At 37.1% G+C, this 13,336-nt stretch carries 10 protein-coding genes; 2 read left to right on the top strand and 8 right to left on the bottom strand.

All coding sequences use genetic code 11. The annotated features are described in order from the left end of the window. Positions 1–206: 206 nt before the first annotated feature. Positions 207–1,643, top strand: coding sequence for an APC family permease (locus tag NKR74_RS00985; protein WP_253628375.1), 1,437 nt, complete (start codon positions 207–209; stop codon positions 1,641–1,643). 213 nt (positions 1,644–1,856) lie between these two features. On the opposite strand, the gene NKR74_RS00980 is transcribed toward NKR74_RS00985, so the two are convergent. Both NKR74_RS00980 and NKR74_RS00975 read right to left on the bottom strand, forming a co-directional pair. Continuing rightward, positions 1,857–2,153, bottom strand: a complete 297-nt coding sequence (locus NKR74_RS00980) for an RNA polymerase alpha subunit C-terminal domain-containing protein (RefSeq protein WP_253628374.1) — start codon at positions 2,151–2,153, stop codon at positions 1,857–1,859. 230 nt (positions 2,154–2,383) lie between these two features. Continuing rightward, positions 2,384–3,262 carry a LysR family transcriptional regulator gene (locus tag NKR74_RS00975; RefSeq protein WP_253628373.1) on the bottom strand — a complete coding sequence of 293 codons (879 nt, stop codon included), beginning with the start codon at positions 3,260–3,262 and terminating at the stop codon, positions 2,384–2,386. Between the two features lie 195 nt (positions 3,263–3,457). Between NKR74_RS00975 and NKR74_RS00970 the strand changes: the two genes are divergently transcribed. Continuing rightward, positions 3,458–4,660: an MFS transporter gene (locus NKR74_RS00970; protein ID WP_253628372.1), complete on the top strand. Its 1,203-nt coding sequence runs from the start codon at positions 3,458–3,460 to the stop codon at positions 4,658–4,660. Between the two features lie 235 nt (positions 4,661–4,895). On the opposite strand, the gene glmS is transcribed toward NKR74_RS00970, so the two are convergent. The 6 genes from glmS to NKR74_RS00940 all read right to left on the bottom strand — a co-directional run bounded on the left by glmS (position 4,896) and on the right by NKR74_RS00940 (position 13,100). Then, entirely contained in the window at positions 4,896–6,698 is a 1,803-nt protein-coding gene (gene glmS, locus NKR74_RS00965; RefSeq protein WP_253628371.1) for a glutamine--fructose-6-phosphate transaminase (isomerizing), read from the bottom strand. 484 nt (positions 6,699–7,182) lie between these two features. Further along, on the bottom strand, positions 7,183–8,529 hold the full coding sequence (glmM, locus tag NKR74_RS00960) for a phosphoglucosamine mutase (RefSeq protein ID WP_253628370.1): 1,347 nt from the start codon (positions 8,527–8,529) through the stop codon (positions 7,183–7,185). Positions 8,530–8,531: 2 nt separating this feature from the next. Next, entirely contained in the window at positions 8,532–9,872 is a 1,341-nt protein-coding gene (locus tag NKR74_RS00955; RefSeq protein WP_253628369.1) for a CdaR family protein, read from the bottom strand. After that, a complete protein-coding gene (cdaA, locus tag NKR74_RS00950) occupies positions 9,865–10,689 on the bottom strand; it encodes a diadenylate cyclase CdaA (RefSeq protein WP_253628368.1) in 825 nt (274 codons plus the stop codon). Before cdaA ends, NKR74_RS00955 begins: the two co-directional genes overlap by 8 nt. 205 nt (positions 10,690–10,894) lie before the next feature. Continuing rightward, complete coding sequence (gene rocF / locus NKR74_RS00945) at positions 10,895–11,788, bottom strand: arginase (protein WP_253628367.1); 894 nt, start codon at positions 11,786–11,788, stop codon at positions 10,895–10,897. Between the two features lie 160 nt (positions 11,789–11,948). Beyond that, complete coding sequence (locus tag NKR74_RS00940; protein ID WP_098309330.1) at positions 11,949–13,100, bottom strand: glycerate kinase; 1,152 nt, start codon at positions 13,098–13,100, stop codon at positions 11,949–11,951. Positions 13,101–13,336 lie beyond the last annotated feature (236 nt).

Below are 13,336 nucleotides of genomic sequence, written 5' to 3'. Positions count from 1 at the left end.
AAATTTCATAAAGGGACAACATTTTAAACAATGAAGAGCTTACAAAGTTCAAGCATGACGCGAATTGTATAATTGGTATGGTACTTGCAATAGAGGAGAGTGAATGAAACCGCTGAAAAAAGACTGAATTTTCAGTATTAAAAAGAAAGGAGGGAAACAAACTAGGAAGTTATACAACGTACAGGAAAATCGGAAGGAGGCTTTTCATGCAAACAAAAATCAAGCAGGAAACGAATAACATGGAGCAATATCACTACAAGCAAGAATTACAGAGGTCTTTAAAGTTTTTTAGCTCGTTTGCAGTTGCGTTTTCATTTATGTCTATCACAACGGGCATTTTCACAAATTTTGGTTTTGTTTTAAATAATGCGGGACCCGCAGGTATTTGGACGTGGCCAATCGTATTAGCAGGACACTTGCTTGTCGCTCTTGTTATTGCCGAATTGGCAGGAAGAATGCCACTCAGTGGCTACTCGTACCAATGGGTGACGCGGCTGGCAAATCAAGGATTAGGATGGTTTTCCGGCTGGCTCGGATTTTGCTTTTTTGTTATTGTCATTCCTGCCGTCGATTTCGGCCTGTCTCCACTCATTGCTGATGTATTCGGCTGGAATATCGGGGGAAAAACCCTTTTGTATATTGCACTCGCAACCCTACTGCTACAGGCTGCCCTCAACATTTTTGGCGTAAAACTGGCTTCTCGCCTCAATGACATTGCAGTATATACCGAAGTGATCGGTATGGTGGGTATTCTTGTTATTCTTGCTGTTGTTGCGCTATTCACAACTCCGAATTGGGATATGCTAACAAATATTGGCGAGCAGAAAAGCGGCACGTTCCTTGGCGGCTTTGTGATTGCTATGCTAATGGGATCGTGGACCATGGTCGGCTTTGAAGCCGCGGCGAATCTTTCGGAAGAAACAATTGACGCGAGTAAAAATGTACCACGTGCTGTATTTTTCGCGTTACTGATTGGTGGTATCATTGGGTTTGCTTTTCTTTTTACTGTTACAATTTCCATTACAGATTTAGCCGGTGTGACAGCTTCTGCCAACCCGCTTCCACTTATTATTAAAACAAAGCTCGGCCAATTCATCGGCACTTTGTTTATGCTTCTTGTTATCATTTCTATTTTTGCATGCGGATTAATCGGAATGGCTTCCGCTTCTCGTATCATTTATGCAATGGCGCGGGACGATGTATTTTTTGCTTCACGTTATTTTAAAAAGGTGAACCCAGGAACATCCGTACCGGTAAATGCGATTTTGCTTGTATTAGTCCTCGATATTATAGCAATCCTATTCTCCGATTCTTTAACTTTACTAGTCGGATCAACATCTGTTGTTCTTACCGCTTTATACTTCATAACAGTTTTGGCTTACTATTTGCGTAGAAAAGATCTGCCTGACGCGGAGACGTTCAATTTAGGGAAATGGAGAGCACCTGTCACGTATGGCGCTTTAATATGGCTCGTGTTCGAAATGGGGGTATTGACTATCCCCGATATGTTTCATGGAGTGGCAATTGTAGGCGGAACACTATTTGCAACGGGAACTCTTGTATATTTTGCGTTATTCCGAAGCAAGATTAAAGCAGGAAAAATCGGGATTCAAAATACAAACATTGATCAAGGGCACTCGTAAGCAATCCCCACATTACTAAAGCGAATCCTGAAAATGGACAAACATCAAAACACTGAAATTACCTGTTCGCTATATTCTTTAGTGGACAGGTAGTTTCATTTTTCTTGAATTCGCGCACACTTAATTGTAGTAATTAAGTGTTTATCCTAGATTTAAGTTTCAGTTTTATAAAAAAGTTTGATTATTGTCTATCAATGATATTCTGCAATCATTCTATTTTGGTCTGAATGATAACCCATTTGTCTGCAAAGCAGTCTTAAGTTTAGGTAAAGAGCTTGGTCCCATACCATGAAATTGCAAAATCTCGTCTTCACTAAAGTTTGATAGCTGTTGCAAAGAAGTTATTCCATTGTTTTCTATTGCTCGTCTAGCTGGTGCTGATAGTAATGAAAGAAATCCGTTGTCTGGTTTCCGTTCTTTCTCACAAATCGGGCAGGTCGGACAATCGCTACTTTTATAGTACTTATGCCCTTTGTTGCAAGTTCTTAAGCTTTTCTTTGAAGTTGCCATTTTTGACGTCCCCTTTTCTTAAGAATTATATTGTTAGCTTTTCAACATTCCATCAGCTAATCTATCGATATGAATAACACCGTTTTCTAGAGTCTTAAAAAAAATTGTCTTTTCCACATCACTAACAAGATTAGTTTTCACATCTTAATTTAACAATAAGTATAGATATTTTTTATTTCAGATATTCTTTTCCTTTTTACCATAAAAAATAACTTGCTTGAGGGGGTTAGCTAAAATAGTTCGATAAATCTACGTGCTGCTTTGGAAAGATATCGTTGTTTAAGCCAAACTAATGCTATCTCTGATTGAAGAGAAGAATCTAAAATGTCCAATACCCTAATTCCAATATTACGAAATGCAGATACTGCAGATTTAGGAAGTATACTTGCTCCAATTCCAGCTTCAACTAAAGAAAGAAGTATATTAATATCTGGGCATTCGCACAAAATATTTGGCTGGAATTCGAATCGTTCACATTCTTCTATAATTCTTTCATACAGCCCCTCTCCCTTCGTTCTGTGGACTAGTAATAAAGGTACATCTTCAATCTCTTTCATTTGAATAGCTTCTTTTGAATGGAAATCCCCCCAATCTTTCGGTACTACAAAAACAAATGATTCCGTTTCCAAAGGGATCATAGAAAGACCTTCCATTTCTAAAGGAAGACGAACAATAGCAAGTTCGATATTGCGGTTTTCCAACTGTTTACTCAATTCAACTGGATCTCCTCCCCGCAGTTTAAATGAAATCATTGGATAGTTTTCATGAAGATATTGAATTCTTTTAGGCAGATAAGAAACACATGAGACAACTATACCAATGGATAGAGAACCTCTGATTCCTTCACCAGCTTCTTTTACTTCTAATATCGATTCCTCAAATAAATTTAAAATATTCCGAGCTTTTTTATATAGAATTTCACCTGCCTCAGTGAGTTCCATAGTCTTACCATTTCTTTTTCGTTCTAATAGTACGGTACCAATCTCCTCTTCCATAAGTCGAAGTTGCTGGCTTAATGGGGGTTGTGCCATGTGAAGTTTTTTGGCAGCACGAGAAATTTGCCCTTCTTCAGCAATAATAAGAAAATAGCGTAATTGTCTTATGTCCATCGTTCACCTCCAATATATATGATTTTGATATATATAAATAACATTATAGATATTTTCCATATAATTATAGAGATGATAATATGAGTAAGCAAATAAAATAGCATTAAAATAACTCAAGCATGGGTTTTAATGTTTGTCTGATGAGAAAGACCAAAACGTAGGAGTTTAATATTAATTATATGGGAGGTGGAAATATTGGATAAACCCCGATTATGGACTAGGGATTTTATCAGTATTGCCATTACTAATTTTCTTGTGTTTACAACATTTTATTATTTGTTGGTTACACTGCCGATATATGCTTTAAAAGAATTGCACGGTGCCGAATCTGAAGCAGGACTTATTACTACAGTTTTTTTGATTGCATCCATCCTAACACGCCCATTTGCAGGTAAATGGATAGAAAAGGCAGGAAAGTATATCGTTTTTATAAGCTCCCTCCTTGTTCTTTTCGCAGCTTCAATTTTGTATTTTATTCCACACTCTGTTATTGGCTTGCTAACTCTTCGCTTGTTTCATGGAATTGGCTTTGGAATGGCCACAACGGCCGCTGGAGCAATTGTGGCCGATCTCATCCCGGAATCCCGCAAAGGAGAAGGAATGGGGTATTATGGACTAACGCTAAATCTTGGTATGGCTATTGGTCCCCTTTTAGGTTTGACTGTTATGCAACAAGCAGGGACAAATGTAATGTTTATCATAAATGCATTATGTGCTCTCTTTGCACTCGTTGCAGGATTATTCGTTAAATTACCTAAGAAAACTGTTATGCCAGAACGGGCAATTGAACAAAAAACAAGTATGAAAATTGGAGATTATTTAGAGAAATCTGCCATTCCTGTATCATTGGTTTCAGCTTTCTTTGCACTGATTTATTCGGGAATTGTTTCCTTCGTATCCATATATGCTAAAGAGCAAGGTTTAGTGGAAGCTGCTGGTTATTTCTTTGTTGTGTACGCAGTTGTCCTTTTAATTTCCCGGCCATCTACTGGAAAATGGTTTGATTTATTTGGGGCAAATATTATAATTTATCCCGCTATTTTATGCTTTGCAGTCGGTACGTTCTTATTGAGTGTATCGAATACGTCCTTGTTATTTCTTTCAGCAGCAGCCCTTATTGGATTAGGTTGGGGAACCGTGTTTCCTAGTCTTCAAACCATTGCGATTCAAGTAGCACCTCCTAAAAAGAGGGCATTGGCTACGGCTACATTCCTTTCTGTATTTGATTTTGGGTTCGGTATTGGATCATTTATCTTTGGTGTTGCAGCAGCTAAAATTGATCATGGCTCATTATATTTTTATTGTTCATTCCTTATAATAATCGGAATTGGGGTTTACTATTTACTGCATGGTAGAATATCTCCACGTTCTATTGCGAAAAAGGAAAAGATTTCTTAGGGTATTTTTAATTTATGAAATATAATGGAGTGGTGGATGCACTAGTGACAAATTACTCTTTACGTGTATACAAATAAAAATGTTTTGAACAAAGTATTTAAAGTTATTTTTAATTATAAAACAAAAAAAGCATGACATAAGCTGTCATGCTTTTTATCATATGTTTCATAACCAAATTCGATTAGTCTACATCTTTCTTGTAACTATACAAAATATCTATCAAATTACCAAACTCTTACTCAACAGTAACTGACTTAGCTAAGTTACGTGGTTTATCAACGTCACACTCACGGTGAAGCGCTGCATAGTATGCAATTAGCTGTAATGGAATAACTGCTACAAGCGGTGCTAGTGCTTCGTGTACAGCTGGTACGATGAAGCGGTCGCCTTCCATTTCTAAGCCTTTCATTGCGATGATGCAAGGGTTTGCTCCGCGTGCTGCTACTTCTTTTACATTACCACGAATACCTAAGTTTACGTGCTCTTGCGTAGCAAGTGCGATAACTGGTGTACCCTTTTCAATTAGCGCGATTGTACCGTGTTTTAACTCTCCTCCAGCAAAGCCTTCTGCTTGGATGTAAGAGATTTCTTTTAGCTTTAATGCGCCTTCTAAACCAACATAGAAGTCAACACCGCGGCCAATGAAGAAACAGTTGCGTGTTGTTGCTAAGTATTCTTTTGCAATTGCATCCATTTCATCTTTTTGATTGCAAAGTACTTCCATTGCGTTTGCAACAAGACCAAGTTCTTGGATTAAATCAAAGTCAACTGCTAAACCTTTTGCTTTTGTAATGTCAGCTGCTAAAATCGCTAGTACTGCAAGCTGTGCTGTGTATGCTTTTGTAGAAGCTACTGCGATTTCTGGGCCAGCATGTAATGGTAATGTATAATCAGCTTCACGAGACAGTGTAGAACCTGGCACGTTTGTAATTGTTAATGCCTTATGTCCCATTTCATTTGTTTGCACAAGTACTGCGCGGCTATCTGCAGTCTCACCACTTTGTGAAATGTAAATAAAGAATGGTTTTTCTGTTAATAATGGCATGTTGTAAGAAAATTCACTTGCTACATGTACTTCTACTGGTACTTTTGCAAAACTCTCAATGAATTGTTTTCCAACAAGACCCGCATGATAACTCGTTCCACATGCGATAATATAGATACGATCACTTTCTAAAATCGCATCACGAATCTCTTTATCTAGTTCGATTTCGCCATCTTCATTTTGGTACTTTTGAATAATATTACGGATTACAAGCGGCTGTTCATCAATTTCTTTTAGCATGAAATGAGGATATGTTCCTTTTTCAATGTCACTTGCATCTAATTCTGCTGTAAATGGTGCACGATCAATCGTTTCACCTTGTAAATTTTGAATTGTAATCTTTTCTTTTGTTACAAGAACCATTTCTTTATCCATTAGCTCGATAAATTGATCTGTAACTTGTAGCATTGCCATTGCATCACTTGCAACAACATTAAAGTTATCTCCAGTACCCACTAATAGCGGGCTTTTGTTTTTAGCAACATAAATCATGTCTGGGTTTTCTGCATCAAGTAATGCCAATGCATATGAGCCGTGTAATAATGTTAACGTTTTACGGAATGCTTCTTCTACCGTCAAACCTGTCTCCACTTGTTTTTCTACAAGCTGAACGATTACTTCTGTATCTGTTTCACTTACAAAGTTCACATCTTGAAGATATTCATTCTTTAATAGCTCATAGTTTTCAATTACACCGTTATGCACAAGGGTAAAGCGCTCTGAAGCACTTTGATGTGGATGTGCGTTTACCTGACTTGGTACACCATGAGTTGCCCAACGTGTATGACCAATTCCCACGTTAGCTGCTACATTTTCATCCACGATTTCGCGAAGCTTTGCAATACGACCTTTTTCTTTAAATACAACAACACCATTCGCCGCTTGCACTGCAATACCAGCTGAGTCATATCCGCGGTATTCTAGCTTCTCTAAACCTTTTAATAAAATTTCCTTTGCATCTTGTTCCCCAATAAATCCTACGATTCCACACATGTTTTGTCGCCGTTACAACATACTTATGTTCTCACATAAACATGTAACGACATATTCCGATCCTTATTATTCATACACAAAAAACGGATTTTACATATCGCTAGCTTTGTAAGCTTGTAACGGCTTTCACCTTCCTCTCTCTTTGGTTTCAGTCCGTATACTTCATACTGCTAGTGTAATCCGTTCCTCTTCTCTCATCACACTTTCACCTTTGTCCATTGAGTCACCCCAATGCTTTAAGTAAAAGTTTTCGGTTGTGATGAACAACCGGGAGCCATCCGCCGAAATCTCGATAAACTCCTCCTCGTCAACTACGTCTCAGGTAGTTCTGGCGCTTCTTACTTCAATCTATTTTGCCGAGAAAAAGAACAAAATCATCTTATAACAAATGGAATAAATCGTCAATGAAATTTTTTCATTGCAGATAAACATTATATGCAAAAGGAGCACATTTTGTGCTCCTTTTTATCATAAAATTCGCCTATTATTCAGCTCCAACTTCTGCTTTTACAACTTCTACAATACGGCTTACGTATTGATTACAAAGATCTTGTGTTGGCGCCTCTGCCATAACACGAATTAATGGCTCTGTACCAGAAGGACGAACAAGAATACGCCCATCACCATTCATCTCTTCCTCTACAACACGAATGATTTCTTTAATTTTTTCATTTTCTAATGCTTGTTTTTTATCTGTTACACGAACATTCACAAGTAATTGCGGGAATTTTTTCATTTCACTTGCAAGCTCAGATAATGATTTTTTCGTCATTTTCATAATGTTAACAAGTTGAAGTGCACTTAACATTCCATCGCCAGTTGTAATGTAATCTAAGAAAATAATATGACCAGATTGCTCACCGCCGAGGTTATAGCCACCACGTTTCATTTCTTCCATTACGTAACGGTCACCAACAGCTGTTTGATCACTTGTAATGCCATTTACTTCTAATGCTTTATAGAAACCTAAATTACTCATGACTGTCGAAACAACTGTATTATGTTTTAATTTTCCAGATTCGCTCATATATTTTGCACAAATGTACATAATTTGATCGCCATCTACAATATTTCCTTTTTCGTCAACAGCAATTAAACGGTCACCATCTCCGTCAAATGCTAGACCGATATCAGCACCTTTTTCTTTCACAAACTCTGCTAATACTTCTGGGTGCGTAGAACCTACGCCCTCGTTAATATTCATACCATTTGGCGCTGTTCCCATTGTGGAAATATCCGCTTCTAAATCAGCAAATAAATACGGTGCTAAAGAAGATGTCGCACCGTGCGCACAATCTAATGCGATATGTAAGCCCGCAAAATCTTCATCTACAGTTTGTTTAATGTATTGTAAGTATTTTTGTCCACCCTCAAAGTAGTCATTTACTTGACCTAATGCTGTACCCACAGGACGTGGAAGCTCATCTATTTCTTTATCTAATAATGCTTCGATTTCTTCCTCTTGCTCGTCTGTTAATTTAAATCCGTCTGGACCAAAGAACTTAATTCCATTATCTTGTACAGGATTATGAGATGCAGAAATCATCACACCAGCTTGCGCGTCTAACGCTTTTGTTAAGTATGCAACTCCAGGGGTAGAAATAACACCAAGGCGCATTACCTCTGCTCCAATTGATAATAATCCAGCTACTAAAGCACCTTCTAACATATGTCCGGACACACGTGTATCACGGCCGATAATAACTTTTGGACGCTCTGTATTCTTTGTTAATACGTAGCCACCAAATCGCCCAATTTTAAATGCTAATTCTGGCGTTAATTCTTTATTCGCAATACCGCGTACGCCGTCAGTACCAAAATATTTTCCCATTACTATTCGCTCCTTCTTTCTTGCTCATTTCCTTGATCCGGCTTCTGCACCGGCTGCACCGGCTCACCTTGTACTTCTTTTCCCGTTTCTTCTTTCTTTGCAAGTTCTACCTTCGCATTTTTTTGTTTTAATTCCAATGTGACATTATCGGGACCAGTAATTTGAATTGGAACATCATGTGTTCCTACATCCATATTTCCTAAATTAATTGATGCTTTAATCTGTGCTGCATTTACTTTTTCTACAGCACTTGCATCCCCAAAAATATCAACACTGATTTTCCCATTTGCCGGGTCTAATAATTTCATTGTTAATAAATCCGATAATCCATTTACCTGCAAAGGAATACCGTCTATTGTTTTGCTCTGTTGCTTTTGTACTTCAACTGTTACCTTTACTTGACTAGGTTCTGCTTTTGTAACACCTTTAGGTAAAGAAACAGAGGCATCGAAGGTTGTAGACTCTGTAATTTTACTTAAGTCTACTTCGACGCCATCAAGAGATGTAATCTTATCAAGTACTTCTTTTGAACCATAAATCGTTACTTCACTTGGTTCAACCTTTATATTCGTTACAGATATCCCTTCTTGTAAGCTCCCTTTTTTCGTTATACCCAAGGGAACCGTTTTTGAAGGTGATGAAGATGAAGATGAAGATGAAACTGGTATGGTGACATTGACAGTAGAAGAACCTGTTTTCAAATCCAAACGATTCCCATCTTTATCATACAATACAACTTTCGCTTCTTTTGTGATCGTTTTATTAACATCCTTCAAATCGACATACGCTCGCACAAGTGCAATTCGCGAAAGCTCTTCCTCTGTACCGGCTACTTCAACGGTACTTGGCTTTACAATAGGTTTGTCTACAATCGTTCCTGCCTGTAGTTGGTTCTCATTTAAATACTTCACTTCTACAGGAAAAGATTTTACTTCTTTCTTTTGAATTGTAACTTTTATTTTCGCTGGCTGAACCTTCAAATGTAAATTGCTCGGAACTCCACTATATTTTAAAGGGATCTCATATGTCCCCGGTGTATACCCTCGCAAATTGACAAATACCTCATACTGTCGTTTTACTTTAGCTGCAGCTACAACATTATTTTGTCCTTCAAGAGTGACTGTTACATTTTCTGGAATACCACTTACAATATACTTATCTTCGTCATAGTAAGCAGATACCGGAACTCCAGATATTGTTTCTGTTGTATCTCCTACTGGAAAAGGCGATGGATTAAAATCACCTGATACATTTTTATCTAGGTTTGTTGACATGTAAAGCATAATTGCCAACAGTAATGAAATTCCCCTTAAAAACCAATGGTTATCCATTAACTTATCCATGACGTTTTCTCCTCCAATTCCATAAAGATGAAGAAGATTCTTTTATATTCCCACTTAGCTCTTTCATAAGCATTTCCTTTAATTGTTCATTTTTCAAATCACGATGTAATTCACCATTTTTTGTTAAGGAAATTTGCCCAGTTTCTTCTGATACAACAATTGTCAAACTGTCTGTTACTTCACTTACTCCCATTGCTGCCCGGTGACGCGTTCCTAATTCTTTAGAAATAAACGGGCTTTCTGATAATGGTAAGTAACAACCAGCTGCTTTAATAATATTTCCTTGCATAATGACCGCCCCATCATGAAGGGGTGTATTCGGTATAAAGATATTAATTAATAGCTCTGATGAAATATTTGCATTTAGTGGGATTCCTGTTTCAATGTAATCTCCCATACCAGTCTCTCTAGCCATTGTAATAAGCGCACCAATGCGACGTTTCCCCATATATTCTGTTGCCTTTACAACAGCATTGACGACAGACTCCTGTTCATCATCCTCTTTATTACTTCCACGTGAAAATAAACTTCCTCGTCCAAGCTGCTCAAGGGCACGTCTTAACTCTGGTTGAAAAATGATAATAATCGCTAAAAATCCCCAAGTTAATGCTTGATCCATAAGCCATTGCAAAGTATGCAATTCAAAAACATTACTTAAAATGCGAACAATAATAATTACCGTAATCCCTTTCAAAAGTTGTACAGCTTTTGTACCACGGATTACAAGAATTAATTTATATATAACAAACCATACAAGGCCGATATCTACTATAGTGCTGAGATATTTCAAAAAAACATTCATATCTCCAAAAGGCATTCTGACCCTTCCTCCATCTATATGTAATTTACAACAATTAGTTAATTATAACATACATTATATGAACTACAATTTCAAACCTCCTTCCTAAACCTGACAATACAATCGTTAGATATCAGACTTTAAAAAGGGAGGTATTAACATTCTTTGTTGCTGTACCTTTATTTTAAAATAAAAAAAACAGCTTTTCAGCTGTTTTTTTAAATTATTTCAACTTTTCACCAAATAAAGATCCCATTAATGCAACGGCTGCAATTGCAGTTTTATTTCTTTCATCTAAAATTGGATTCACTTCCACAAACTCAGCAGATGTAATAATACCTGATTCAGCAAGCATTTCCATCGCTAAATGGCTTTCACGATACGATAATCCACCCATAACCGGAGTACCCACGCCAGGTGCATCATGTGGATCGAGACCATCTAAATCTAAAGATAAATGTACACCATCTGTATGTGATAAGTATGCAATTGTTTCTTCCATAACTGCTGTCATTCCCATACGATCAATTTCATGCATAGTGAAAACTTTAATACCCTCTTTTTGAATAAATTCTTTCTCTCCATCATCTAAAGAACGAGCACCAATGATAACCACATTTTCTTTTTTCACTTTCGGATACTCACCGTATAAATTAACAAGTGATGGATGACCATGTCCTAAGCTTGCAGCTAACGACATGCCATGAATATTACCAGATGGAGAAGTTTCTTCTGTATTTAAATCTCCATGCGCATCATACCAAATAACGCCAAGATTTTTATAATGTTTTGCAATTCCAGCAAGTGTTCCAATTGCAATGCTATGATCGCCGCCCAATACAAGCGGGAAACTTTTTTTCTCAATAATAGTATCAACTTTACTTGCCAGTTCGTTACATACTTTTACAACTTGTTCAAGATTTTTTAACTTTTCATTTTCATTTATTTGAAATTCTCTTTCAATACATATATCCCCTAAGTCTTCCACGTTATATCCTATATTTTGAATTCTTTCAACAACTCCAGCATAACGAATTGCACTCGCTCCCATATCAACACCGCGGCGCGTTTGTCCTAAATCCATTGGTACTCCCACAATTGAAACTTCTTTCTTCATAGATGATCTCCCCCTTTTATGCTTTCACTAAATATTTTAAATCTTTTCTATTGTCTGACTCAACTTGACATTTTTTTGTATTTATATACACTTAATACAATATAAAGAAGTGATAAAATTAGATTTTCCCGTTAAAATATGCATAAAAAAAAAACATCTCTTACGAATAGAGATGTTTTTGTAATCCAAGTTTCCATACAGCTGCAATATTTCGTGCTGTTATATAAATATTTTCTTTTCCCATTTCATACGCTTCTTCTAATGTCATTACTCCTGAAACAATGCTAAATACAGCATCAACACCTTCTTCATAAATAGGAGTATGATTCGAATGAACAGCTCCAGCAATTGCAATAACAGGAAGATTACGCTCTTTAGCACGTTTTGCCACTCCTATTGGTGCTTTCCCATACACTGTCTGTTCATCAATTCGTCCTTCTCCCGTAATCACTAAATCTGCACCTTGCAAATGAGCATTAAAATTCGTGTAATCAAGTACAATATCAATACCTTTTCTAAGGATGCCATGTAAAAAGGCGACGATAGCCGCTCCAAGTCCGCCCGCAGCACCTGCTCCTGGAATAAATTCAATATCAATATGAAGAGTTTGTTTGATTAATTGGGCATAATGCTTCAAATTACAGTCTAACCTCTCTACCATCTCGTCTGTGGCACCTTTTTGTCTTCCAAATACAAACGATGCCCCTGTTCCTCCTGTTAACGGATTCGCAACGTCACAAGCTGCTTCAATTTTAACCTTCTTTAAACGCGAATCTAACTGTGACATATCAAAATAAGTAATAGAATCTAAATTCCCACCATTCGGCTCTATAACACGATTATTGCTATCAAAAAAGCGCACACCTAAAGCGGATAACATTCCTGCTCCTCCATCATTTGTAGCACTTCCCCCAAGCCCTAAAACAATATGATGAACTCCTTGTTCTAGCGCGTGTAAAATGAGTTCTCCTGTTCCTTTTGTTGTCGTTAGGAGTGGATTCCTTTTATCAAGTGGAACATGGTGTAAACCAGAGGCAGCTGCCATTTCAATAAAAGCGGTCCGTTTATCTGAGGAGAGACCGTAAAATCCTTCTACTAAATTTCCTAATGGACCTGTAACAGGAATATTCACGATTCTTCCCTTTGTTGCATCAACAAGAGCTTGTACTGTTCCTTCTCCACCATCTGCAATAGGAATTTTTATATACTCTGCTTCTGAATATATAGAGCGAAAACCTTTCTCTACTGCTTCACATACTTCTAATGCAGTTAAACTTTCTTTATAAGAATCAGACGCAATGATAATCTTCACATGAAACAACTCCCTTTTACTGTATGAAAAACCATTAAACATATTACAAAATATATCTCGTTCTAATTTATCAAAAAATCAACAAGAAAACTCCATCTTCAAAATAAATAAGATAGCGGAATAAAGTAAAACTTCCATCAGTAAATCTCCATTCCCCAATGACTGAAAGCTCTATCATATCTTGTTTAACTTCTTAGAATCTTGAAATGAGAGTCTTACCGTACGCGAGTCACGGG

It is taken from the genome of Bacillus sp. 3103sda1 (assembly GCF_024159135.1).
In the GTDB taxonomy this organism is placed as follows: Bacteria; Bacillota; Bacilli; order Bacillales; family Bacillaceae_G; genus Bacillus_A; species Bacillus_A rhizoplanae.
This window is presented reverse-complemented; position numbering and strand designations above follow the sequence as displayed.

What these genes read in the sequence shown, in the direction of transcription:
- NKR74_RS00985 (WP_253628375.1), top strand. Translation starts at nt 207, where the DNA reads ATGCAAACAAAAATCAAGCAGGAAACGAATAACATGGAGCAATATCAC.
- cdaA (WP_253628368.1), bottom strand. Translation starts at nt 10,689, where the DNA reads ATGCCTTTTGGAGATATGAATGTTTTTTTGAAATATCTCAGCACTATA.
- NKR74_RS00975 (WP_253628373.1), bottom strand. Translation starts at nt 3,262, where the DNA reads ATGGACATAAGACAATTACGCTATTTTCTTATTATTGCTGAAGAAGGG.
- NKR74_RS00955 (WP_253628369.1), bottom strand. Translation starts at nt 9,872, where the DNA reads ATGGATAAGTTAATGGATAACCATTGGTTTTTAAGGGGAATTTCATTA.
- glmM (WP_253628370.1), bottom strand. Translation starts at nt 8,529, where the DNA reads ATGGGAAAATATTTTGGTACTGACGGCGTACGCGGTATTGCGAATAAA.
- rocF (WP_253628367.1), bottom strand. Translation starts at nt 11,788, where the DNA reads ATGAAGAAAGAAGTTTCAATTGTGGGAGTACCAATGGATTTAGGACAA.
- glmS (WP_253628371.1), bottom strand. Translation starts at nt 6,698, where the DNA reads ATGTGTGGAATCGTAGGATTTATTGGGGAACAAGATGCAAAGGAAATT.
- NKR74_RS00980 (WP_253628374.1), bottom strand. Translation starts at nt 2,153, where the DNA reads ATGGCAACTTCAAAGAAAAGCTTAAGAACTTGCAACAAAGGGCATAAG.